Origin of the sequence: Streptomyces montanus, assembly GCF_005786655.1 — a bacterium.
Classification (GTDB): domain Bacteria; phylum Actinomycetota; class Actinomycetes; order Streptomycetales; family Streptomycetaceae; genus Streptomyces; species Streptomyces sporangiiformans.
Genome location: NZ_VBZC01000048.1, coordinates 23,483 through 46,923, shown reverse-complemented (window position 1 = coordinate 46,923; position 23,441 = coordinate 23,483). Strand labels below are relative to the sequence as shown.

Genomic DNA, 23,441 nt, shown 5'->3' with positions numbered 1-23,441 from the left:
GTTCACGTCCGCTAGGAGGCAGACCATGTCAGGACCCCGCCCCGTACGAGCCCCGCGCGGTACGGAACTGAGCGCCCTGGGATGGCAGCAGGAGGCCGCCCTGCGGATGCTCCAGAACAACCTCGACCCCGAGGTCGCCGAGCACCCCGACCAGCTCGTCGTCTACGGCGGCACCGGCAAGGCGGCCCGCGACTGGCGCTCCTTCGACGCGATGGTCCGTACGCTGCGGACCCTGAAGCAGGACGAGACGATGCTCGTCCAGTCCGGCCGTCCCGTCGGCGTCATGCAGACCCACGAGTGGGCCCCGCGAGTGCTCATCGCCAACTCGAACCTGGTGGGCGACTGGGCGAACTGGGAGGAGTTCCGGCGCCTGGAGCAGCTGGGACTCACCATGTACGGCCAGATGACGGCCGGTTCGTGGATCTACATCGGTACGCAGGGCATCCTGCAGGGCACGTACGAGACGTTCGCCGCGGTGGCCGCGAAGCGGTTCGGTGGTTCGCTCGCCGGGACGATCACGCTCACCGCCGGGCTGGGCGGCATGGGCGGCGCCCAGCCGCTCGCCGTCACCATGAACGACGGCGTCGCGATCTGTATCGACTGCGATCCGCGTGCGATCGAGCGGCGCATCGAGCACCGGTATCTGGACGTGCGGGCCGACTCCCTGGAGCACGCACTCCAGCTGGCGGTCGAGGCGCGCGACGCCCGCCGCCCGCTGTCGATCGGCCTGCTCGGCAACGCGGCGGAGCTGCTGCCGCGCATGCTCGCCGAGGGCGCCCCCGTCGACATCGTGACCGACCAGACCTCGGCGCACGACCCGCTGTCCTACCTGCCGCTCGGCGTGGACTTCGACGACATGGGCTCCCGTGCGGCGAAGGACCCGGCGGGCTTCACCACCCTCGCCCGCGAGTCGATGGCCCGGCATGTGGAAGCCATGGTCGGCTTCATGGACGCCGGTGCCGAGGTCTTCGACTACGGCAACTCCATCCGGGGTGAGGCCCAGCTCGCCGGGTACGGCCGGGCGTTCGCCTTCCCCGGCTTCGTGCCCGCGTACATCCGGCCGCTGTTCTGCGAGGGCAAGGGCCCCTTCCGGTGGGCGGCGCTCTCCGGCGAGGCCTCGGACATCGCCAAGACGGACAAGGCGATCCTCGACCTCTTCCCGGAGAACGAGTCCCTGCACCGCTGGATCAAGATGGCCGGCGAGCGGATCCACTTCCAGGGCCTCCCGGCGCGCATCTGCTGGCTGGGCTACGGCGAGCGGGACCGGGCGGGCGAGCGCTTCAACGACATGGTGGCGAGCGGGGAGTTGCGGGCCCCGCTGGCGATCGGCCGCGACCACCTCGACTGCGGCTCCGTGGCCTCGCCGTACCGCGAGACCGAGGCCATGCTCGACGGCTCCGACGCGATCGCCGACTGGCCCCTGCTGAACGCCATGGTGAACGTGGCCTCCGGTGCCTCCTGGGTCTCCCTCCACCACGGCGGCGGCGTGGGCATGGGCCGCTCCATCCACGCCGGTCAGGTCACCGTCGCCGACGGTACGCCGATCGCCGGGGAGAAGATCCGGCGCGTGCTGACGAACGACCCCGGGATGGGCGTCATCCGTCATGTGGACGCGGGGTACGAGAGCGCGGAGTCGGTGGCGGACGAGCGGGGCGTGCGGGTTCCCATGCGCGAGGGTGACGAGGCGTGAGCCCGTACGACGGCGCGTCTGCCTCCTTTCATGAGATGTGGCGGGAGCTGAAACCCATCGGGCGGCACCCCGACTCCGGTGGGTACCGGCGGTTCGCCTGGAGCGAGGCCGACATCGAATGCCGGGCCTGGTTCCGGGCGCAGGCCGAGGGGCGCGGGCTGGCCTATGAGGTGGACCGGAACGGCAATCAGTGGGCCTGGCTCGGGGACCCCGAAGCCGGGGACGCCGTCGTCACCGGGTCCCATCTGGACTCCGTTCCCGACGGAGGTGCCTTCGACGGGCCCCTCGGTGTCGTGTCCTCCTTCGCCGCGCTGGACGAACTCCGCGGCCGGGGCGTCGAGTTCGGCAAACCGCTCGCCATCGTCAACTTCGGGGACGAGGAAGGTGCCCGGTTCGGGCTTGCCTGTGTCGGGTCCCGGCTCAGTGCCGGGCAGCTCGGCATCGAGCAGGCGCGGCGGCTCACCGACGCCGACGGGATCAGCCTGCCGCAGGCGATGGAGCGTGCCGGGTACGACCCGACCGCCATCGGGCCGGACCCGGAGCGGCTCGCCCGGATCGGGGCCTTCGTCGAGCTGCACGTGGAGCAGGGGCGTGCGCTCGACCTCTCCGGGGACCAGGTCGGTATCGCCAGCGCCATCTGGCCGCACGGGCGCTGGCGGTTCGACTTCCGGGGCGAGGCCAACCACGCCGGTACGACCCGCCTCGTCGACCGCCGCGACCCGATGCTCTCGTACGCCGAGACCGTTCTCGCCGCCCGGCGGGAGGCCCGGCTCGCGGGCGCCGTCGCCACCTTCGGCAAGATCTCGGTCGAGCCGAACGGTGTGAACGCCATCCCCTCTCTCGTGCGCGGCTGGCTCGACTCGCGCGCGGCCGACCAGGCGACCCTCGACACCGTCGTCACCGGCATCGAGAAGGCGGCCCGCGAGTACGCCGACGCCCATGGCGTCGAACTCGACATCGTCCGCGAGTCGTTCACCCCCGTCGTCGAGTTCGAGCACGCCCTGCGTGACGAGATCGCCCGCATCCTGGAAGGCGCGAGCGATTGCCTGAAGGTCCCCGTCCTGGGTACCGGTGCGGGACACGACGCCGGGATCCTCTCCGGCTCGGTCCCCACCGCCATGCTGTTCGTACGCAACCCCACCGGCGTCTCGCACTCCCCGGCCGAGTACGCCGCCGAGGACGACTGTGTGGCCGGGGTGATCGCACTCGCCGACGTACTGGAAGGGCTGACCCGCAGGTGACGCAGACGTACTGGCTGGAGCATGCCTGGCTCGACTCGTTCGTCGAGCCGGGCGTGGCCGTCGAGGTCGCGGACGGCAGGATCGCGGTCGTCCGCAAGGGCGTGGACACCCCACCGCCCGGCGCCGAAGTCCTCCGCGGCCTGACCATTCCCGGCCTCGCCAACGCCCACAGCCACGCCTTCCACCGCGCCCTGCGCGGCACCGTCCAGGTCGGATCCGGGACCTTCTGGACGTGGCGTGAGGTCATGTACTCCTTCGCCGACCGGCTGACCCCGGAGACGTACCACGCGCTCGCTCGCGCGGTGTACGCCGAGATGGCGCTGGCCGGTGTCACGGCGGTCGGCGAGTTCCACTACGTCCACCACGCACCCGGCGGCACCCCGTACGCCGACCCGAACGCGATGGGTGAGGCGCTGATCGAGGCCGCGGCGGACGCGGGCATCCGCATCACGCTCCTCGACACCGCCTACCTCTCCTCCGCCATCGTGAACGAGCACAGCGGGAAGCCCCCGAACCGGCACCAGCTCCGCTTCTGTGACGGCACGGCGGAGGCCTGGGCGGAACGCTGTTCAGTTCTCAAGGAACGGGATCACGCGCGGATCGGTGCGGCCATCCACTCCGTACGGGCCGTGCCCGCACGGCAGTTGGCGACGGTGGCGCGATGGGCCGAGGAACGGCGGGCCCCGCTCCATGTGCACCTGTCCGAGCAGACGGCGGAGAACGACGCCTGCCGGGCCGCGCACGGCTGCACCCCCACCCGGCTGCTCGCCGACCACGGCGTGCTCGGCCCGCGCACCACGGCCGTCCACAGCACCCATCTCACGGCCGAGGACATCATGCTGCTCGGCGACTCCGAGACCGGCACCTGCATGTGCCCGACCACCGAACGCGATCTCGCCGACGGCATCGGGCCCGCCGCAGCCCTGCAGAAAGCAGGCTCGCCGCTCTCCCTCGGCTCTGACAGCCACGCCGTCATCGACCTGCTCGAAGAGGCGCGCGCGATGGAGCTGAACGAGCGCCTGCGCACCCGCACCCGCGGTCACTGGACGGCGGCCGCACTCCTGCGCGCTGCCACCGCCGACGGCCACGCGGCCCTCGGCTGGGACCGGGCGGGCATCCTGGAGCCCGGCGCCCTGGCCGACTTCACCACCATCGCCCTCGACTCGGTCAGAACAGCGGGACCGCTGCCACGCCTCGGCGCCGAGACCGCCGTATTCGCCGCGACGGCCGCGGACGTACGCCATACGGTCGTGGCCGGCCGTCACGTCGTACGCGACGGGGCGCACACGCGTGTCCCCGATGTGCCGTCAGCGCTCGCGGACGCCGTCGAAGCCCTGCGCGCCTGAGCCCCGCGCGCCTGACACCGACCGCCCCCAGCCCCCACGCCCCCGAGGACGCCATGAGCAGCACGACCACCGTCATCACCAACATCGCCGCCCTGGTCACCAACGACCCCTCCCTCGGTGACGGATCCCCCCTCGGTCTGATCCAGGACGCGGCCGTCGTCATCGACGGCGACCGCATCGCGTGGACCGGTGAATCAAGCAAAGCACCCGCCACTGACAATCGGGTCGACGCCGGCGGCCGGGCGGTCATCCCGGGCTTCGTCGACTCCCACTCGCACCTGGTCTTCGCGGGCGACCGCACACAGGAGTTCAACGCCCGTATGTCAGGCCGGGCCTACAGCGCGGGCGGCATCCGTACGACCGTCGCCGCGACCCGCGCCGCGACGGACGAGGAACTGGAGCGGAACCTCACGCACTACCTCGCCGAAGCCCTCCGCCAGGGCACCACCACGCTGGAGACGAAGTCGGGCTACGGCCTGACCGTCGAGGACGAGGCCCGCGCCCTGCGCATCGCCGCCCGCCACACCGACGAGGTGACCTACCTCGGCGCGCACATCGTCAGCCCCGACCTCGCCGACGACCCCGCCGGCCCCGCGGAGTACGTCGCCCTCGTCACCGGCGAGATGCTCGACGCCTGCGCCCCGTACGCCCGTTGGATCGACGTCTTCTGCGAGAAGGGCGCCTTCGACGGCGACCAGGCCCGCGCGATCCTGACGGCCGGCAAGGCGAAGGGACTGCACCCGCGCGTCCACGCCAACCAGCTCTCGTACGGCCCCGGCGTCCGGCTCGCGGTCGAACTGGACGCGGCGAGCGCCGACCACTGCACGCACCTCACGGACGCCGACGTGGACGCCCTCGCGAACAGCTCGACGGTGGCCACCCTCCTGCCGGGCGCCGAGTTCTCCACCCGCGCCGAGTGGCCCGACGCCCGCCGTCTCCTCGACGCAGGCGCCACGGTCGCCCTCTCCACCGACTGCAACCCGGGCTCGTCCTTCACGTCCTCCGTCCCGTTCTGCATCGCCCTCGCGGTGCGGGACATGAGGATGACCCCGGACGAGGCCCTCTGGTCGGCGACAGCCGGCGGCGCGGCAGCGCTCCGCCGTACGGACATCGGCCGCCTCACCCCTGGCGCCTACGCCGACCTGGCGCTCCTCGACGCCCCGAGCCATGTCCACCTGGCGTACCGCCCGGGCGTACCGCTGGTCAGCCAGGTGTGGCGGCGCGGGGTCCGGGAGGCCTGAGCAACTGCCTGCAGAATTCTGAACAACAGCCCGAGCACAATTCCCTCACGCTGCGCACTTGGCCCGGTGCTCACTGTTCTCGCTATCGTTGCCCGTCACGGCAAGAGGCGTGAGCACAACGGGGGTTGTCTGTGAGCACACACACCGGTCCTTCGCACAGGTCGGGCGATCCGGGTGGGGAATGGCTCGAACTCGCGGCGCGGGTCGGAGCGTTGGCCAGGAGGGCGGGGCTCGGCACCACGGCCACCGCACTCGACACGCTCGTCACGCGCCTGTCCAAGCCCACACGCCGGATCGGCTTCGTCGGCAGGACATGCGTCGGAAAGTCGCATCTGATCAACCAGTTGATCGGGCAGGACGTGCTGGACACCGGCGAGGTGCCGACCACCACGCGATGCCATCTCCTGCGCCCGAGTTCGGCCGACGACGCCGGTCCGGTCGGCCCGGCCTGGATCACTGTCCCGTGCGACCATTCCTGGCTGGTCGACGAGCGTCTCGAACTCGTGGACATGCCCGGCATCGACGTGGAGGCCGACGAGAGGTTCGCGGGCCTCGGATCCTCCGGCTTGTTCGAGGGAAGAAGGGCCGTCGCGGCCAAGGACGTCCAGCAGGTCGTCGACCACGCCCTCGCGGGCTGTGACGTCGTCGTGCTGGTCACTTCGGCGACCCAGCCCCTGCCTCGCACGGACCAGGCGATCCTCAAGAACCTGGTCGACTCCTCCGCCGTGCAGGCGTTGATGGTGGTGGTCACCATGACCGACCAGGTCAAGGGGCAGACGGAGGACGTACTCCGCCGGATTCGACGGCTCGCCGGAGACATCGCGCCGGGCTGCGCGGTACTCACCGCGCCGACCGGCACGGGCGACCCCAGGACCGATCAGGCCCTGCGCCAGGGCATCCGTGAGGCACTGCAGAGCGCGGGCAGCGGTGCCCAGCTGCTGCCCCTGCGCATGCAGCGGCTGACCGAAAGCCTCAGGAACACCGTGCACGCGATCGCCAGGATGGCCTTGGACGGCCTGGCCGACGAAAGCCTCGCCCAGGCCGAGAGGGCGGCACGGCAGAACGCCCTGGAGAGGGAACGGCTGGTGTTCAGCGCGGCATGGACCTCGGCCCGGCACGAGTTGCTCACCGCCGCCGAAGCCGCCCACGAAGAGATCCGGGAAGAGGCGCGGCGCGCCCGCACGAAAGCCGTCGCCCTGCTGGAACAGACCATACGCACGCACCAGGATCCCCTGGCCGTGTGGGACAGCCACATCCCCTTCGCGCTGCGCACGGAACTCGCGGACTTCGCCAACCTCGCGCTGAGCACGGCCCGCAGCAGCCTGCGCGCGGCCGTGGTGGCGGCCTTCGACCGCCTGAGCGAAGCGCTGGAACACGAGTCGGGCAGCGGGCCGGGCAGCGGGTCGGGCGTCGAGTCCGGCATCGAACACGACGTCGACGCCTACCTCGCACTGCTGGACGACATGGACGTAGAGGCGGCGCTGGCGGCCGACGTCGACGCGCCGATACCGGACGGGCTGACACCGGCTTCCCGCGCCCACGCACGGCTTCGGCTGCTGTTCGAAGGAACGGGCGCGGTGCTGGACCTGGCGCTGAACCTCGCCTTCAGCGCCCTGCCGGTCGCCCGGGTGGTGACCGCCCCGCTCGTCTTCGTCGAGCAGAAACTCGCCGACCGGTCCGTGGCCGCGCGCCGGGATGTGGCCATCGCCCATGTGCCCGACGCGGTGCAGGACGCGTTCGACGCCTGCCTCGGCTCTTTCCGCGCCGAGATCGACACCGTCTACCGGCGCTGCGCGGATCTCCTCGAGTCGTCCTCGGACGACTGGTGGAACAGGCAGGCAGAGGCTCTCACCGTGGACGGGGGCGCCGAGTGGCGAGACATCCGGAGCCAGGCCCTCGCACTGGCCGAGGAGATCCGGATCGTACGAGCGGAACCGTCCGCCTCCTGACCGCTTCCGCCGACTTGCCCGCACCGCGACCGCTTTTCCCGCTTTCCCTCCCGCATCTCCCGTTCCCCCAAGCTCTCCCGCTCCCAACCTCCCGCGGAGAACAGATGTCCCCAACAGACGAGCAAGCGCGCCCGGCAGCCATGGAACCGCAGACGACATGGGTGAACCGGCGTGACCGTCTCGCCTCCTTCTTCCAGAAGGTCGGACGGGTCGAATCGGCACTGCGCGCGCATCTGGGCGATGCCCTCGACCCGGAGATCACGGACCGTCTCGAAGCGACGACGAAGGCCCTGCTGCACTCCTCGTTCCGCATCATGGTGTTCGGTGACTTCAGCAGCGGCAAAAGCACCCTCATCAACGCTCTGATAAAGCGGGAGCTGCTGCCCACGAAGGAGAATCCGACCACGGCGTTCACCACCGTGCTCACCCACGGAGAGAGGGAACAGGCCTTCCTCTTCCGGGACTTGGAGTATCCCCACAGGATCAGGCCGGAGACCGTCGGCATCAACGAGTTCCGGCAGGCCGTGGAGCTTCAGTTCGACGCCGACGACATACTGCGGGACAGCCCCTATGTCATGGGAGAACTCCGTGCGCCGCTGCCGATGCTCGCGGACGGCGTGGAGCTCATCGACTCGGCCGGTACGAACGAGAACCCCGCCCGCGAACGGGTGACCCTCCACTTCCTCCCGCAGGCCGACGCCGTCATCTTCGTCACCCTCGCACGGGGCAGCTTCAAGGACCGTGAGCAGTCCCACTACCTGACGCTGATGAAACGGATGGGGTTCGAGGACCTCTTCTTCGTCGTCAACCAGATGGACATCATCCGCAAGAACTCCGACCGCGACGACGTCAGGCGTCGCTGCCGCCAGATCGCGTCCGAGCACACGTCCAACGTCGCCGAGCGGCTCTTCTTCGTCAGCGCGGCCGACTACCTGGATCGCCTGGGCGGCGCGGAACGCGTGGACGAGTCCGCGGACGGCGTGGACGCCCTGCGCGAGGCGCTGCTCGCCTTCTGCCGCACCGAGCGGGCCCGCGTGAAACTGCTCAAGCCGGCGGACTTCCTGCGCCGGGAGATCGTTCTGCTGCGCGACAGCATCAGCGAACGGCGCGCGCTGCTCGCACGCGATGTGGACCAGCTCGCCAAGGACCTGAACGCCCAGCGCGGCCTCGAGCAGACCCTTCTGCAATCGCGTGACCAGATCCGTCAGGTTGTCGAGCAATGGTGTGCCGACACCTCGGAAGGCATCCGGCGCGCGATGGAAGGTCACCTCACGAGGGTCGCGGAGGACATCCCGTCCTGGGGTCGGGACATGCGTGAGCCCCTCAAGGTACGGCTCGCCTCGTTCAAGGCGTCCCGGCGCTGGGAGGACGCCATCGACACGATCAAGGGACGTCTCGAGATCACTCTGCAGAAGTCGATCCTGGACTTCGCGTCGACCGATCTCGCCGCGTATCTCGACGCTCGCCAGCAACAGCTGATCGACCTCCTCATGCCGATGCTGCGGACCTACTCCGACGACCTCGGACACCTGCAGCAGACGCTCGCCCGCACCAGTACGGAGATTCCGGACGAGGAACTGCGCCGCTGGCTGCGTTCGATGAGCGCGCACGTCCCGGACCGTGTACTGGCACGGACCTCACCCCTGCTGTCGTGGTCGAACTTCGGCCAGGCCACCGTCCAGACCGGAGTGGGCGGCGCGGCGATCGCGGGCCTCGCGGCATCCGGCCTGCTCGGCTGGGTCCTGGTGCCCATCGGCCTCACCGCCGGAAGCATCGTGGCGACGGCGAAGGTCATCGCGCGCAGGCGGCTCCGGGACAACGCGGTCCAGATGTTCGCCGACGCCGTGGCGGAGGAGCGGGCCGAGATCGCGCAGGCGTACGCCGATCAGTACACGTCGCACATCCAGGACCTCCCCGACGTCATCGACCATCAACTGGAGTCACGGCTCACCACCCTGCTCACCGGAGCGCGCAACATAGTGGAACTGCAGGGTGACCAGACGGCGGTGGAGGAGCAGCGCAGGCTCCTCGACGCCCTGGACAAAGATCTCACCCAGGTGGACATGGAGCTCATCGAGCTCATAGCGCCTCTGCACCCGGAACGCTGAATCCCGGACCGCTGAACCACTGGTGTCAGGCAGGCCTCGCGCCCGCCTTCCACCGCTGGTCGTCGCGCCCCTGTGCCGGAGCCAGGGCGAGACGGTCGCCGAACGGGGTGACCGCGTGGTCCGGGGCGATGGCGGGGCGGAGCGCGCCGCTCTCGTCCACGGTGAACCGGAGGTTCGTGCCGTTGGGGCCGTCGACCGACCGGCACTCCCAGATGCCGACGCCCCGGTCCGTGGCACCGCGGCTGTCCAGGCAGTAGTCGGGGTCGGCGTACGACTGGACGACGTCGCGGTCGGCGTCGACCCGCCACATCTGGGTTCGGGACGCCTCGCAGCGGGCCATCACGACATCGGTGCCGAGCCGGAGGTCGCCGTCGTGGATGTCCAGGCACAGCCCGGAGTCGACGTTGACGACTTGGGCGTAGCGGCTGTTGGGCGGATGGGGTTTGGGGAGGTTGTCGGCCGGGGGTGACGGGCGCGGGGTCGTGGACGGTTTCGGGGAGCTCGTGGGATCCGAGGGCTTCGAAGTCGTCGTCGGCTCGGGCGACTTGGTGGTGCGGGTGGGGGAGGGTGACGGGGACGATGTCGCCGAGACCGTCGCGGTCACCGTCACCGCGGGGGGCTGCGCGGGTGTGGGTACGGAGTTGGCGGCGCGCTGCGGGTCCGCACCGCTCGACGAGAGCAGGTACACCAGGAGTGGCGCCACGGCGACGCCCAGGGCGGCGGAGGCGAGGGCGAAGCGCCGTGAGGGCCACCAGGTCGCCGTGGTCGCCGTGGTCGCCGCGGCGGCGACCACGGCGGTCCGGGATCTCCGTGAAGCGGGCCGTGATGTGACGGATCTGTCCGTGACGTAGGCGGCGCCGCCCCAGATCAGCAGTCCGTCGGCCAGTGCGGTGCGCGGAGTGTCCCGCAGCGCGCACTGTTCCTCGTACGCGGTGGCGCAGGCGGAGCAGACCGCCATGTGGGCGTCCAGGTCCATCCCGTACCGGGGATGTTCGGGGCGTACGGCCTCTTCGATCAGCCGGCGGAAGTCCTGGCACCGTGGATCGCCGGAACGGGGCAGCCGTACCCGCAGACAGGCCTGACGCAGCGTCTGGAACGCCGACTCCTCGCCGTACTCCACGTCTTGGGGTGTGAACCCGAGGAAGACGGCCGCCCCGGCGTCGGGTTCCTCGTCCACGAGGCCGTACCAGACGATGCCCTGAACGCGGGTCGGGAGGCTGTGGAACGCGGCGAGCATCGGCGGTACGGGGCTGTCGGCGTCCGTTGCGCGCAGGCGGGCGAGCAGGCCCGGGTCGAGCCGGTGGCCCCGGTCGTCCGTGGCCCACGCCGCGGCCACGCGCGTGACGATCAGGAGGAGTTGGTGCCGCCAGGGGCCGCGCGGTTCGACGCCCCGTGCCGTCTCGCGGGCCGCGAGGGCGAACGCCTGGGCCGTGAGCCGGCGTGCGGCGGGCTCGTCCACGGCGCACAGCCGCGCGTACGCCAGGACGGCGGGTCGGTGGCGCCGGCGCAGTTCGCGCAGTGCCGGGTACGCGGTGGAGGTGTCGGCGCGTATCAGGGTGGTGAGCCGTGCGTCGGGCGCCGTCGCGTGCGGCCCTGCTCCCGGGTTGTCCTCATCGGTCCACTCCGCCCGAGCCATCCCCGCGCCTCCTTGCGCCCACGTTGAGGGGGTTGCCCATAGTGGTGGAAGGAGACCAGTGGGGGTAGGGGTTTCCCCCAGTAATCACCAGCAGCACAAGCCTGGTTGACGCGGCGCGCTCCCCATCGGCGGGTCGGGGTACGCCCTTTCAGGGGCGCGGGGAACTACGCGACCAGCCACGACCGGACCGCGGCCGAAAACAGAGATGGCGCTCGTCGAGTCCTGCTCGGCAGGACCTCGGACGAGCGCCATCGACGATTCCCGGCACCAAAACGTCGGGGATCACTCTTCGACAGTCAGACCCTTGCGCAACCGCACCAGCGTTCGCGACAACAGACGCGACACGTGCATCTGCGAGATGCCCAGCTCGTCGCCTATCTCCGACTGGGTCATGTTGGCGACGAAGCGAAGGGACAGGATCTTCCGGTCGCGGGACGGGAGGTCCGCGATCAGGGGCTTCAGCGACTCGACGTACTCGATGCCCTCAAGACCGTGGTCCTCGTAGCCGATGCGGTCGGCCAAGGCGCCCTCGGAATCGTCCTCCTCGGGCTGGGCATCCAGCGAGGATGCCGTGTACGCGTTGGACGCGGCCATTCCCTCGACGACCTCGTCGTTCGACAGCCCCAGACGTTCCGCCAGCTCTCCCACTGTCGGAGCGCGGTCCAGCTGCTGCGCGAGTTCGTCGCCGGCCTTGGCCAGGTCGAGTCGGAGTTCCTGGAGTCTGCGAGGGACACGCACCGACCAACTGGTATCGCGGAAGAACCGCTTGATCTCACCGACGATGGTCGGCATCGCGAAGGTCGGGAACTCCACGCCTCGGCTGAGCTCGAAGCGGTCGATCGCCTTGATCAGGCCGATGGTGCCGACCTGGATGATGTCCTCCATCGGCTCGCTGCGCGAGCGGAACCGAGAGGCGGCGAACTTCACCAGAGCGAGGTTCAGTTCGACGAGTGTGTTGCGTACGTAGGAGTACTCGTGCGTGCCTTCTTCCAGGGACTCCAGCCGCTCGAAGAGGGTCTTGGACAGGGCCCGTGCGTCCACCGGCCCCACCTCGTCGTACGGGGGGATCTCCGGAAGTCCGGCGAGCACGTCGAGTTCGTCCTCGATGAGGTGCGCGTGTTCTGGAGCGGGTGTCGACGTCGCTCGGGGGGTATGCGATGCGTCGAGCCGGGGTGACATGATGTCCTCCATCGTTCTCGGCATATGGCCGCCGATGCCAATACGTGCACTGCGGTGTGCGGCGCCTCCAAAGCCGGCCGTTTCGATTTGTGTCCCTACTAGCCCTACCCGCTTTCGCAAGGTCGCCGCAAGTGCGCTTAGCGGCGAAATGTCCGTTTCCGGGCGGTTGTTCAGGTGTCTGAGGTCGTAGAGAAGGCGTAGTGTTCGAGGGCGTCAAGCAACAGCCACGACGGTCGGAAGAGAGAGACGGCATGGACCGCGGGACGGTCGGCAGCGCACAGTCGGGCCGGCTTCTGGTCGAGGTGCGGGAAGAGGGCCCCAGTGCCGTCGTGATCCCGGTGGGTGAGTTGGATCACCATACGGCCGATCTGTTGCGCGAGCCGATCGAGGGTTACCTCGACCGCGGGTTCGCGCGCCTCGTCGTGGACTGTTCGCGGCTGGAGTTCTGCGACTCCACCGGCCTGAACGTCCTGCTCGGCGCCCGGCTGAAAGCCGAGGCCGCGGGTGGCGGAGTTCATCTGGCCGGGATGCTGCCGGTGGTCGCCAGGGTCTTCGAGATCACCGGGGCGGACGCGGTTTTCACCGTGCACGACACGCTCGAAGCGGCCCTGGCCGACTAGGTGACCGAGGTCATCGTGCAGAGTTATGGCTCGGTTGTCTCTGTGTGACCGAGGCGTTACCAGCGTCACAGCGTCCGTGCCGAATAAGTGGGTGTTCTGACGGTTCGCTCGGGCAGGAGACATCCTGAATATGTCAACAGACCGAACGGCAAGCGCGCGGCAGTCCCGGATCCCGAGTGTCCTGAGCTTTCTGAACGTCCTGAACCTTGAACTGGTGAATCGGTGAGGTGAAGCGCTGATGAGCACCACCCGGCCTTACTCGCCGGGCGACCGCGGCCCGGAGTCGGGCGCCGACGGGGCGTGCGGGGTGGCCCGAGACGGCGGGGCCGCGCACCCTGCCGCCCGCCAGGCCCGTCGGCTGAGCCTCGTCGGCGCGAGCGGTGTCGTCCCCCTCGCCCGCGACTTCGCCCGCGAGGCGCTGTACGCGTGGGGCTGGCTGCCCGCCGCGACCGCCGACCGGCGCGCCGCCGCCGAGGATGTACTGCTGGTCGTCTCCGAACTCGTCACCAACGCCTGCCTGCACGCCGAAGGCCCGGACCAGCTGTGGATCGCCTGTGACAACAAGGTGCTCCGCGTCGAGGTCTCCGACCGGGGCACCGGTCAGCCCGCCCCGCGCACCCCGCACCGCGCCGGGCGTCCCGGCGGCCACGGGATGTTCATCGTGCAGCGATTGTGCCTGGACTGGGGGGTTTTCCGGGACCCCGGGGTCGCCGGCAAGACGGTGTGGGCGGAGCTCGGCGCGCCCGCATAGGCGGAAAGCGACCGTTCCCCGTCGCGCGGCGCAGCCGCACAGGGGCAGGGCGCCGCCGGTTTCAAACCTTCTTCGTGCGCGCTTTCTACGCGTCGGACCGATCAGGATCCGGCGCGTCCTTTGTCTTCCCTCTACAAGGCCCCGGGCGTACCTTGACGGCCGATCTGATGTGCCGTCAGGAATGAGGGGACCGTGTCATACCGGACGTACCAGAAACGAACCGCCGCGCTCGCGTTCGCCGCGGCCCTGGCCGGCTCGGCGGTGCTGATGGCCGCCCCCGCAGCCCAGGCCGACGTCGTGGACGTCAAGTACAACTGCAAGACGCCGATCGGCGACAAGTCCGCCGTCTCGCCCATCGACATCAAGAGCGCCAAGAGCGGCAGCGGCTACAAGATCACCATGTCCTGGCAGAAGGGCGTCTCGTCCAGCCCGGTGGAACTGGGCAAGGGCTCGATGAACCCGAGCGCCACCATCAAGCTCGGCGGCGCCGAGAGCGGCACGCTCACGGTGAAGGGACCGGCCAACGACGCGGCCATCCCCGCCAACACCCCCATCAAGATCAGCGACCTGAGCGGCACGTACACGCCGTCGAAGACCGGCAAGGTCACCTTCACGCCGGGCGTGCTCACCATCAAGGCGCTCGGTACGACGACCACCTGCACGCCCGGCAACAACCCGGGGCCTGCGCTGAGCCTCGACGTGACGGCCGCAGGTGGCGGCGGCTCGTCAGGTTCCACCGAAAGCGGCACGCAGGGCGGCACACCCGCCGGTGGTGAGGAGTTGCCGCAGACCGGCCCCGAGGACTCGGCGATCGCTCTCGGCACGCTCGGCGGCACGGTACTGCTCGCGGGCGTGGCCGGGGTGCTGTGGCTGACCCGGAGGCATCAGGCGGCGCGCTGATCCGCCCTTTCCGCACGCGCATCAGGAGCCGCCCGTGACGTCCGTGCCGTCCGCCGCCCGTGTCCTTCGTCTCGCAGCCACGGCCACAGCCGCAGCTACAGCCGCGGCAGCCGTTGTCGTGCTCGGCGTCGCGCCGACCGCCGTGGCCGACGACAGATGGTCCGTCGTGCCGTCCACGGGCGGCGGAGGCCGGTCGGCGCAGGAGGGGCGGCCGTACTTCTACGCGGAGGGAGTGCCCGGCTCGGTCCTGCAGGACACGGTGTCGGTGATCAACCCGGGCAGGAAGCCGCTGACCGTACGGCTGCGTGGCGCGGACCCCGACAACAGCGAGAAGGGCGGCGGGTTCGCGCTGAGGGCGAGGCCGACGGACACCGGGGCCTGGATCACCTTCGCCGAGCGGACGGTGAAGGTGCCCGCGCGCACCCGAGCTGACGTCCCGTTCACCGTGAGCGTCCCCGAGGGGGCCACTCCAGGCGACCACCCGGGCGCGATCGTCGCGAGCGGCGGCGACCGGTCCGCAGCCGTACGTGTCCAACTGCGGGTCGGCGGCCCGACCCTGTCCGCGCTCACGGTCGAGCACGTGGCCGTACGGGACGGCCGTATCTCGTACGAACTGGTCAACCGCGGCAACACCGTGCTGGAGTCGAGGCTCGCCGTGCGCGCCGACGGACTGTTCGGCGAGGTGCTCGACCGCGCCCCGCGCACCCTGCCCCTCGAACTGCTCCCCGGCCGTCGCGTCACCCTCAGCGAACCCTGGCCCGACCGGCCCGCGCTCGACTCGGTCGACGTGCGGCTCACGGTCAGTGCGGCGGGCGGGGCGCACGACGAGGCGGGCGCGTCGGCACGGTTCGTGCCGTGGGGGGCGGTCGCAGGGGCGGCGGCGGGCGGGTTCGCGCTGTGTGCGGGTGGCGCCTATGGGCTCGTACGACGTCGAAGGCGCACCGAGGAGAAGCCCGGTGAGCGCGGCGAGTCCGGGGAGCCCGGTGGGAGCGGCCGTACGGAAGTCGAGTTGACGGGAGCGGTGACGTGAGCGTGAGCGGCGCGGTGCGGATTCCGGCGTTGGCGGCGGTCCTCGCCTCGCTACTGCTGCCCCTGGCCCTGGTCCTGGCCGGCGGGCCGGCGGTCGCGGCGGACAAGCCGGCCGTCAAGTTGTCCAAGTCGCAGGCGGGGACGGGTGGCTCGATCACCGTGAACGGCACCGGATGGCGGCCGGACACAGTGCTGATGATGCTGATCTGCGGTCAGTCGTCGCCCGACCGGGGCGTGATCGGCGGCACCAACTCGTGCGCCAACGCGGACGGCCGGACCGTCACCACCGACGCGAAGGGTGCGTTCAGCAAGAAGCTGCCTGTCACCGAGCCGCCCGAGCCGTGCCCGTGCGTCGTGCACGTCGCGACCGCGACCGGGGCGAAGGCAGCGGCGGACACCGCATTCCTGGTCGCCGGGCACGAGGTCGAGCCACTGCCGAAGGAGGAGACGGGCGGGCGGCTCTCGGTGCTCACCGACACGCGGCTCGACGGGTCGAGTGGCCTGCTGACCTGGTTCGGCGCGCCGCCGTCCCGCGAGTTCGTCTTCACCGTCGGCAACGTCGGCTCCACCGCCGTCAAGGACCCCGTCTTCCACATCGGCACCTCCCACGGCGTGTTCGCCCCGCAGTGGGAGGAACAGCAGTGGCGCGGCACCATCGAGCCCGGCAGGAAGGCGCGGATCAAACTGCCGGTCGAGCTGTCGGCCGGCGCGCACGGCGACTACACGGTCTCGCTGAAGTTCGGCGGCAAGGTGCTCGCCGAACAGCCGTGGGGCGTCGGGCGCCCCTGGGGTGTGACGCTCTTCTGGATCCTGCTCTGCGTCGTCGTACCGGCCGCGGTGTTCCGGATCGGGATGGCCGTGGTGGACCGCGTACGGCCGAGCAGGTCGTCCGGGCGGGCCGGAAGGAGCGGCGGGCGGACGGGGCGTGGCGGGCACGCCGGCCGGCGCCGGAGTCTGCGGCTGCCCGAGGTCACCGTGCGGCTGCCGAAGTTGAGCCTTCCGTCGACGGGCGCTGACGCCGACTCCGGCTCAGGCTCCGACTCCAGCAGCACCAGCAGTAGTACCCGTACGCGTTCGCGTACGGCCCCGACCTTGCCCTGGTTCACCCCGGACACCGATCCGGGCACCGAGGCCGGTCAGCTCTCCGCACCGCAAGAGAACAGTCCGACGACTCCGAGCAGGAAGGGAACCACGTGAGCACGCAACGGAGAGTCCGGCCGGAAGACGCCCGCGGCCGCAGAGCGAGCGCGGCCGGAGTCGCGCTGATGCTCGGCGGTGCGGGCATCCTGCTCGGCGTGGCCGCGGCGCCCGCCCAGGCGGCCGAGGTGGCGTACCGGACCGAGTGCATACCGCCCCCGATCTCGCAGATGGACCCGGTGCAGGGCACGACGAAGGTGGAGATCAGCGCGCCCGCCGAGGCGAAGGTCGGGGACGAGGTGGAGATCACCTGGAAGTTCGTCCAGGCCGCCGCCAAGAACCCCGACATCATCGACCTGGAGAAGGACACGGTCCAGCCGACCGGGACGCTCAAGGCGGCCGGCGCGCAGACCGGGGACATCGCCATGCAAGGGCCGCGGGAGAACCCCGCCATCCCGAAGAACAGCGACATGAAGCTGTCCGCCATGAAGGGCAAGCTGAAGCTGACGGCGGCCGGCGAGGTCACGCTGACCCCGGACGCGTACAACGTCAACGTCAGCAAGCCGGTGTCCGCGGACACCAAGTGCTCGCCGAAGGAGACGGTGAAGCCGGCGGCGACGATCAAAGTGAGCGGGGGAGGCTCCGGGGGCACGACGGGCGGGCTGCCGACAGGGGTGCCCACAGGGGTGCCGACGGAGGTGCCAACCGGGACGGCTCCGCCTTCCTCTCCGTCCCAGAGCGCGTCGGGAGGAAACGCCGGGGGCAGCGGCGGAGGGTCGTCGGACTCCGGCGGCTCCGGTGGCGGACAGACCGATTTCACGGGCAAGGAAGTCCAGATCCCGTACGAGTGCAAGACGCCGATCGGCGACAAGAACGCGACCTCTCCCGTGCAGATCAACGCCAAGAAGGACGGCGGGAGTTTCGATCTCACGGTCCAGTTCAAGAAGTCGGTCATGGACAGCCCCGCGTACATTCCGAAGGACTCCGTGAAGCCGTCGATGGAGGTCGTACTGGGCGGCGCGGACAAGGGCACGGTGCATGTGGAGGGCCCGACCAACTCGGAGCCGATCAAGTCCGGCGAGCCGATCGAGGTGCCCGATCTGACGGGCACGTACAAACCGGGCGCGGACGGCGAGTCGACGCTCTCGCCGGGCGTCCTCACGGTGAAGGCCCTCGGCACGACGACGACCTGCACACCGGCCAAGAGCCAGGTCTCCCTGACCCTGGACACCACGTCCCAGCCGGGCGGTGCCGCGGGTGGCTCGGGTTCCGGCTCCGGCTCCGGTTCCGGCACGTCGGGCTCGGGCTCGTCCTCCTCGGGCGGCGGCCTCGCGGACACGGGCTCCGACGACAACGGCCTGCTGCGGGCACTCGGCCTCCTCGCGGGCACGACGATCCTGCTGGGCGGAGCGGTGTTCACCTTCATGCCACGCCGCCGCCTGCGCTGACCGACACCGAAGGGCCGCCGCACCCAGCGGTGCGGCGGCCCTCATACGCGAGGCGCGACGTCAACGGACGTCGCCCATCTTGTTGAGGTCGACGCCCGCGGTGGAGAGCAGACCCGTCGTGGCGTCGCCCGGTCTTCTCGGAACCGGGGGTGCCCGGTGCGGCCGAGTCCTTCGTCAGGCTGGACGCCATGGTCGTTCCTTGCTGGGGTCGTTCCTTTCCAGGCCGGCGATCACCAGCCCGCACACAAAAGAGACCCTCGGCGTCAGGTGCTCGCCGAAGGCCACCGTGTGTTGCTACAGGCGTCCAGTCACCATACGGCACAGGAATGCCGTATATAAAACGACATGAGGCGCGAATCACAGGTGGAAGCGCAACCGCGACCCCGCACTCCAAGGTCATACACAGGATCACACCCCCAAGTCGCAGGGGCACATCACAGTTGCTGATCATCCCTCCGACGTGCGTCCGAGGCGGTCTACCATCACTCCATGACCCGTGTACTGCTCGCCGAGGACGATGCGTCCATCTCGGAGCCGCTGGCCCGCGCCCTGCGCCGGGAAGGGTACGAGGTTGAGGTACGCGAGGACGGACCCACCGCGCTCGACGCCGGCATTCAGGGCGGCGTCGATCTGGTCGTGCTCGACCTCGGGCTGCCCGGTATGGACGGACTGGAAGTGGCCCGGCGGCTCCGCGCCGAAGGCCACGCGGTGCCGATCCTCATTCTGACCGCTCGTGCCGACGAGGTGGACACCGTGGTCGGCCTCGACGCGGGTGCCGACGACTACGTCACCAAGCCGTTCCGCCTCGCCGAGCTGCTCGCCCGCGTGCGGGCTCTGCTCCGGCGCGGCGCCGCCGAGCCCCAGCAGCCGCCCGCCACGCACGGTGTGCGCATCGACGTCGAGTCGCACCGCGCCTGGATGGGCGACGAGGAGCTCCAGCTCACGGCCAAGGAGTTCGACCTCCTGCGGGTGCTGGTGCGGGACGCGGGCCGGGTCGTCACCCGAGACCAGCTGATGCGCGAGGTCTGGGACACCACGTGGTGGTCGTCCACCAAGACTCTGGACATGCACATCTCCTGGCTCAGGAAGAAGCTCGGCGACGACGCGGCGAACCCGCGCTACATCGCCACGGTGCGCGGGGTCGGCTTCCGCTTCGAGAAGAGCTGAGCGCTCCGCTTCGAGAAGAGCTGAGAGCTCCGCGGAGCCGAAGCTGATCTCCGGACAGCGATGGGCGCGCCGGCCGGGGAAGCGGGGCGCCGAGGCACACTGGTCCACATCAAGCAATCCGCCCCCGCCCGGAGGGCCCCGTGCGTCGCCGTCTCATCAACTCCACCCTGGCCGTCGTGCTGGTCGTGATCGCCGTGTTCGGCGTCTCGCTCGTCATCGTCGAGACCCGCACGGTCAGCACCGGCGCCCAGGAGCGTGTGAACTCGGAGGCGGTGCGGCTGGCGAGCATCGTCGACGGCCGGATCATCGGCCATGAGCGCATCAGCGCCGAGATCCTCGCGGACCAGGTCGGGGACGAGCGCTACGCGCGCATCGACCTCCCGGACCAGGCCCCGATCGAGATCGGCACCCAGCCCACCGGTGACGTCATCCGGTACACCGCCGACGGCGGGGAGGGGGAGAAGGTCACCGTCGAGGAGTCGCGTTCCGCCGTCACACGCGAGGTCGCCCGTACGCTCCTGATCATCGCGGCGGTCGCGCTGCTCGCGGTGATCGCCGCCGTACTGCTCGCGGTACGCCAGGCCAACCGGCTCGCCTCCCCGCTCACCGACCTCGCGGAGACCGCCGAGCGGCTCGGCTCCGGGGATCCGCGGCCCCGCCACAAGCGGTACGGGGTGCCGGAGCTGGACCGGGTCGCGGATGTGCTGGACGGCTCCGCCGAGCGCATCGCCCGGATGCTCACGGCCGAGCGCAGGCTGGCCGCCGACGCCTCCCACCAGCTCCGTACGCCCCTCACGGCGCTGTCCATGCGCCTGGAGGAGATCACCCTCACCGACGACCCGGACACGGTGAAGGAGGAGGCGACCATCGCGCTCGCCCAGGTGGAGCGCCTCACGGACGTGGTCGAGCGGCTCCTCACCAACTCCCGGGACCCTCGCACCGGCTCCGCCGTCACCTTCGACCTGGACGAGGTCATCCAGCAACAGCTGGCGGAATGGCGTCCGGCCTACCGCAGTGCCGGCCGGGCCATCGTCAGCTCCGGCAAACGCCATCTGCGGGCCGTGGCCACCCCTGGCGCGGTGGCCCAGGTCCTGGCCGCTCTGATCGAGAACTCGCTCATGCACGGCGGCGGCACGGTCGCCCTGCGCACCCGCGTCATCGGCAACCAGGCGGTGATCGAGGTGACCGACGAGGGCCAGGGCGTCCCGGCCGACCTCGGGGCCCGCATCTTCGAGCGCGCCATCAGCGGCCACAATTCGACGGGCATCGGCCTCGCCGTGGCCCGCGATCTCGCGGAGGCCGACGGCGGTCGCCTCGAAATGCTCCAGACCCAGCCCCCGGTCTTCGGCCTGTTCCTGTCGCGCTCGCCGGTCAAGCGGCCGATGGGGGAGGCGCCGGAGCCCACGATCCGCTAGGCCCTGTATGCCCTGTAGACCCTGTCCGGCGGATCAGGGTCAGGAAAGGCCCTGGACCCGCTCTTGGGCCATGAGGTGACGGCTCAGGGGACCCGCTGGGCGGGCCGTGGCTGCCGTCGTCCCTCCTCCAGGAACGATTCCGCGTCGGCCACGGCCTCGCGGCCCGGGAGCGTGCGGAAGACCCAGGTGCGGTAGGACCAGAAGCGGAACAGGGTCGCGATGCCGATGCCGACGAACTTGAAGATGTTGGTCTGCAGATGGCTGTCGAAGCCGAGGCCGTAGGTGGCGACGTACAGAACGCCGTTCTCGATCACCAGGCCCACCGCGCTGAACAGCAGGAAGAGCGAGAGCTCCTTGGTGCGGCGGCTCTTGTCGCGGTCACGGTACGTGAAGTAGCGGAACCCGAGGTAGTTGGAGAAGATCGCGACGAGTGTGGCGATCACACTGGCCCGCACGACCTGCAGATCCGTGACGCTCCGTACCAGGTTGAACACCAGGAGGTTGACGAGCAGACCTGCCCCGCCGACCGCCCCGAACTTGGCGATCTCCCGCGTCAGACGGTCGATCCGCTTGCGCAAGGGGCCGGGAAGCGCCCCAGACGCCCCAGGTGCCCCACGTGAACCACCGTTGCCCATCGTGTCGCTCAGCCCCCGTCTCGTCGGATAACGCCAACGTCGTCGAACTTCGCCGACCCAGCCATGCTAACCAGCCGGTCGTCGGCATGTCCGGGCACGCCCATGAGATGTGGCCACGCTGTGACGAGTATGCGGAAATGTGAATGACCATGCGTGCTGCAAAGGCGCCCCCACGCGGCCGTTACCCTGGGTGCGTGACGTTCCCGGTAGTCGGCATGGTCGGCGGGGGCCAGCTCGCTCGTATGACACACGAGGCGGGCATCCCGCTCGGCATCAGATTCAAGCTCCTCAGTGACACTCCCCAGGATTCCGCGGCGCAGGTCGTCAGCGATGTCGTCGTCGGCGACTATCGCGACCTCGACACGCTGCGTGACTTCGCGCGGGACTGTGACGTGATCACTTTCGACCACGAACACGTCCCCACCGAGCACCTCCGGGCCCTGGAGGCGGACGGCATCCCCGTACGCCCGGGCCCCGACGCGCTCGTGCACGCCCAGGACAAGGGCGTGATGCGCGCGAAGCTCGACGCGATCGGTGTGCCGTGTCCCCGCCACAGGATCGTGAGCGATCCGCAGGACGTGGCCGCGTTCGCCGCCGAGGGCGACGGCTTCCCCGTGATCCTCAAGACGGTCCGCGGCGGCTATGACGGCAAGGGGGTGTGGTTCGTGAGCTCCGTCGAGGAGGCCGCGGAGCCCTTCCGGGCCGGTGTCCCCGTGCTGGCCGAGGAGAAGGTCGACTTCGTACGCGAACTCGCCGCGAACGTCGTCCGCTCGCCCCACGACCAGGCCGTCGCGTACCCCGTCGTCGAGTCACGGCAGGTCGACGGCGTCTGCGACACGGTGATCGCACCGGCCCCGGACCTCCCCGAGGAGCGGGCGCTTCACGCCGAGCAACTCGCCCTGCGCATAGCCAAGGAACTCGGTGTCGTCGGCCACCTCGCCGTCGAGCTCTTCGAGACCCGCGACGGCCGCGTCCTCGTCAACGAACTGGCCATGCGCCCCCACAACTCCGGCCACTGGTCCCAGGACGGCGCGATCACCTCGCAGTTCGCCAACCATGTGCGCGCGGTCCTGGACCTCCCCCTCGGCGACCCGCGCCCGCGCGCCGGGTGGACGGTCATGGTGAACGTCCTCGGCGGCGACTTCCCCGACATGTACTCCGCGTACCTGCACTGCATGGCCCGCGACCCGCAGCTCAAGATCCACATGTACGGCAAGGACGTGAAGCCCGGCCGTAAGGTCGGCCATGTCAACACCTACGGCGACGACCTGGCCGACGTGCTCGACCGCGCCCGTCACGCAGCCGCATACCTGAGAGGGACGATCACCGAATGAGCACCTCGGCAGAGCCGTCACAGTCTCCCGCCGTCGGCATCGTCATGGGCTCGGACTCCGACTGGCCCGTCATGGAGGCCGCGGCCGAGGCCCTCGGCGAGTTCGAGATCCCCTACGAGGTCGATGTCGTCTCCGCGCACCGGATGCCGCGCGAGATGATCGCGTACGGCGAGGAGGCGGCCGAGCGCGGCCTCAAGGTGATCATCGCTGGTGCGGGCGGGGCCGCCCATCTGCCGGGCATGCTCGCCTCCGTCACCCCGCTCCCCGTGATCGGTGTGCCGGTGCCGCTGAAGTACCTGGACGGCATGGACTCGCTGCTGTCCATCGTCCAGATGCCCGCGGGAGTGCCGGTCGCCACGGTCTCCGTGGCCGGCGCGCGGAACGCGGGCCTGCTCGCGGCCCGCATCCTCGCCTCCCACGACGAGGAACTCCTCGGCCGGATGCGGGAGTTCCAGCAGGAGCTGAACGAACAGGCGACGGAGAAGGGCAAGCGGCTGCGCGCCAAGGTCGAGGGCGCGGCGGGCGGCTTCGGCTTCGGCTCGGGGAAGTAGGAGAACCCGGAGCGGCAGGCGAGCCAGGAGCGGTAGGGAAACGACGACAACCAGGGGGACAGGG

19 protein-coding genes are annotated in these 23,441 nt (G+C 70.2%); 16 read left to right on the top strand and 3 right to left on the bottom strand.

What is annotated here, in order from left to right:
• The first annotated feature begins 25 nt into the window (after positions 1-25).
• From hutU to FE633_RS33760, 6 genes are all read left to right on the top strand, one after another.
• Positions 26-1,690: a urocanate hydratase gene (gene hutU / locus FE633_RS33785; RefSeq protein WP_138048984.1), complete on the top strand. Its 1,665-nt coding sequence runs from the start codon at positions 26-28 to the stop codon at positions 1,688-1,690.
• A 35-nt stretch (positions 1,691-1,725) separates the two neighbouring features.
• Complete coding sequence (locus FE633_RS33780) at positions 1,726-2,931, top strand: allantoate amidohydrolase (RefSeq protein ID WP_138049006.1); 1,206 nt, start codon at positions 1,726-1,728, stop codon at positions 2,929-2,931.
• Positions 2,928-4,277 (top strand): formimidoylglutamate deiminase, encoded by a 1,350-nt coding sequence (locus FE633_RS33775; RefSeq protein WP_138048983.1) that lies wholly within the window; start codon positions 2,928-2,930, stop codon positions 4,275-4,277. Before FE633_RS33780 ends, FE633_RS33775 begins: the two co-directional genes overlap by 4 nt.
• A 53-nt stretch (positions 4,278-4,330) precedes the next feature.
• Positions 4,331-5,518, top strand: a complete 1,188-nt coding sequence (hutI, locus tag FE633_RS33770; protein ID WP_138048982.1) for an imidazolonepropionase — start codon at positions 4,331-4,333, stop codon at positions 5,516-5,518.
• Between the two features lie 131 nt (positions 5,519-5,649).
• On the top strand, positions 5,650-7,467 hold the full coding sequence (locus FE633_RS33765) for a GTPase (protein ID WP_171060226.1): 1,818 nt from the start codon (positions 5,650-5,652) through the stop codon (positions 7,465-7,467).
• A 104-nt stretch (positions 7,468-7,571) separates the two neighbouring features.
• On the top strand, positions 7,572-9,575 hold the full coding sequence (locus FE633_RS33760) for a dynamin family protein (protein ID WP_171060225.1): 2,004 nt from the start codon (positions 7,572-7,574) through the stop codon (positions 9,573-9,575).
• 25 nt (positions 9,576-9,600) lie between these two features.
• On the opposite strand, the gene FE633_RS33755 is transcribed toward FE633_RS33760, so the two are convergent.
• Both FE633_RS33755 and FE633_RS33750 read right to left on the bottom strand, forming a co-directional pair.
• Positions 9,601-11,211, bottom strand: a complete 1,611-nt coding sequence (locus FE633_RS33755) for an RICIN domain-containing protein (RefSeq protein ID WP_138048980.1) — start codon at positions 11,209-11,211, stop codon at positions 9,601-9,603.
• 282 nt (positions 11,212-11,493) lie between these two features.
• A complete protein-coding gene (locus tag FE633_RS33750) occupies positions 11,494-12,390 on the bottom strand; it encodes an RNA polymerase sigma factor SigF (protein WP_119102759.1) in 897 nt (298 codons plus the stop codon).
• 251 nt (positions 12,391-12,641) lie between these two features.
• Here FE633_RS33750 and FE633_RS33745 point away from each other — a divergent pair, with 251 nt between their 5' ends.
• The 8 genes from FE633_RS33745 to FE633_RS33710 all read left to right on the top strand — a co-directional run bounded on the left by FE633_RS33745 (position 12,642) and on the right by FE633_RS33710 (position 20,857).
• Positions 12,642-13,010 (top strand): STAS domain-containing protein, encoded by a 369-nt coding sequence (locus FE633_RS33745; protein ID WP_138048979.1) that lies wholly within the window; start codon positions 12,642-12,644, stop codon positions 13,008-13,010.
• 238 nt (positions 13,011-13,248) lie between these two features.
• The gene (locus tag FE633_RS33740; RefSeq protein WP_138048978.1) at positions 13,249-13,761 is read left to right on the top strand and encodes an ATP-binding protein; all 513 of its coding nucleotides are present in this window, start codon (positions 13,249-13,251) and stop codon (positions 13,759-13,761) included.
• A gap of 192 nt (positions 13,762-13,953) precedes the next feature.
• Entirely contained in the window at positions 13,954-14,661 is a 708-nt protein-coding gene (locus FE633_RS33735) for an LPXTG cell wall anchor domain-containing protein (protein ID WP_138048977.1), read from the top strand.
• Positions 14,662-14,704: 43 nt separating this feature from the next.
• On the top strand, positions 14,705-15,691 hold the full coding sequence (locus tag FE633_RS33730) for a COG1470 family protein (RefSeq protein WP_425473263.1): 987 nt from the start codon (positions 14,705-14,707) through the stop codon (positions 15,689-15,691).
• A 2-nt stretch (positions 15,692-15,693) separates the two neighbouring features.
• Positions 15,694-16,887 (top strand): hypothetical protein, encoded by a 1,194-nt coding sequence (locus tag FE633_RS33725; protein WP_171060230.1) that lies wholly within the window; start codon positions 15,694-15,696, stop codon positions 16,885-16,887.
• Positions 16,888-16,955: 68 nt separating this feature from the next.
• Positions 16,956-18,275 (top strand): hypothetical protein, encoded by a 1,320-nt coding sequence (locus FE633_RS33720; RefSeq protein ID WP_171060229.1) that lies wholly within the window; start codon positions 16,956-16,958, stop codon positions 18,273-18,275.
• 489 nt (positions 18,276-18,764) lie between these two features.
• Positions 18,765-19,442, top strand: coding sequence for a response regulator transcription factor (locus FE633_RS33715; protein WP_138048974.1), 678 nt, complete (start codon positions 18,765-18,767; stop codon positions 19,440-19,442).
• Between the two features lie 140 nt (positions 19,443-19,582).
• Entirely contained in the window at positions 19,583-20,857 is a 1,275-nt protein-coding gene (locus FE633_RS33710; RefSeq protein WP_138048973.1) for an ATP-binding protein, read from the top strand.
• 83 nt (positions 20,858-20,940) lie between these two features.
• Here the strand turns inward: FE633_RS33710 and FE633_RS33705 are convergent, their stop codons facing one another.
• Complete coding sequence (locus FE633_RS33705; RefSeq protein WP_138048972.1) at positions 20,941-21,492, bottom strand: GtrA family protein; 552 nt, start codon at positions 21,490-21,492, stop codon at positions 20,941-20,943.
• Positions 21,493-21,686: 194 nt separating this feature from the next.
• Between FE633_RS33705 and FE633_RS33700 the strand changes: the two genes are divergently transcribed.
• Together FE633_RS33700 and purE are read left to right on the top strand one after the other, a co-directional pair.
• Positions 21,687-22,826, top strand: coding sequence for a 5-(carboxyamino)imidazole ribonucleotide synthase (locus FE633_RS33700; RefSeq protein WP_171060224.1), 1,140 nt, complete (start codon positions 21,687-21,689; stop codon positions 22,824-22,826).
• Entirely contained in the window at positions 22,823-23,377 is a 555-nt protein-coding gene (gene purE / locus FE633_RS33695; RefSeq protein ID WP_138048970.1) for a 5-(carboxyamino)imidazole ribonucleotide mutase, read from the top strand. Before FE633_RS33700 ends, purE begins: the two co-directional genes overlap by 4 nt.
• Positions 23,378-23,441 lie beyond the last annotated feature (64 nt).

Coding starts and splice junctions, on each gene's coding strand:
- hutU (WP_138048984.1), top strand. CDS start 26: ATGTCAGGACCCCGCCCCGTACGAGCCCCGCGCGGTACGGAACTGAGC.
- FE633_RS33780 (WP_138049006.1), top strand. CDS start 1,726: ATGTGGCGGGAGCTGAAACCCATCGGGCGGCACCCCGACTCCGGTGGG.
- hutI (WP_138048982.1), top strand. CDS start 4,331: ATGAGCAGCACGACCACCGTCATCACCAACATCGCCGCCCTGGTCACC.
- FE633_RS33760 (WP_171060225.1), top strand. CDS start 7,572: ATGTCCCCAACAGACGAGCAAGCGCGCCCGGCAGCCATGGAACCGCAG.
- FE633_RS33755 (WP_138048980.1), bottom strand. CDS start 11,211: ATGGCTCGGGCGGAGTGGACCGATGAGGACAACCCGGGAGCAGGGCCG.
- FE633_RS33750 (WP_119102759.1), bottom strand. CDS start 12,390: ATGTCACCCCGGCTCGACGCATCGCATACCCCCCGAGCGACGTCGACA.
- FE633_RS33745 (WP_138048979.1), top strand. CDS start 12,642: ATGGACCGCGGGACGGTCGGCAGCGCACAGTCGGGCCGGCTTCTGGTC.
- FE633_RS33740 (WP_138048978.1), top strand. CDS start 13,249: ATGAGCACCACCCGGCCTTACTCGCCGGGCGACCGCGGCCCGGAGTCG.
- FE633_RS33720 (WP_171060229.1), top strand. CDS start 16,956: ATGCTCGGCGGTGCGGGCATCCTGCTCGGCGTGGCCGCGGCGCCCGCC.
- FE633_RS33715 (WP_138048974.1), top strand. CDS start 18,765: ATGACCCGTGTACTGCTCGCCGAGGACGATGCGTCCATCTCGGAGCCG.
- FE633_RS33705 (WP_138048972.1), bottom strand. CDS start 21,492: ATGGGCAACGGTGGTTCACGTGGGGCACCTGGGGCGTCTGGGGCGCTT.
- purE (WP_138048970.1), top strand. CDS start 22,823: ATGAGCACCTCGGCAGAGCCGTCACAGTCTCCCGCCGTCGGCATCGTC.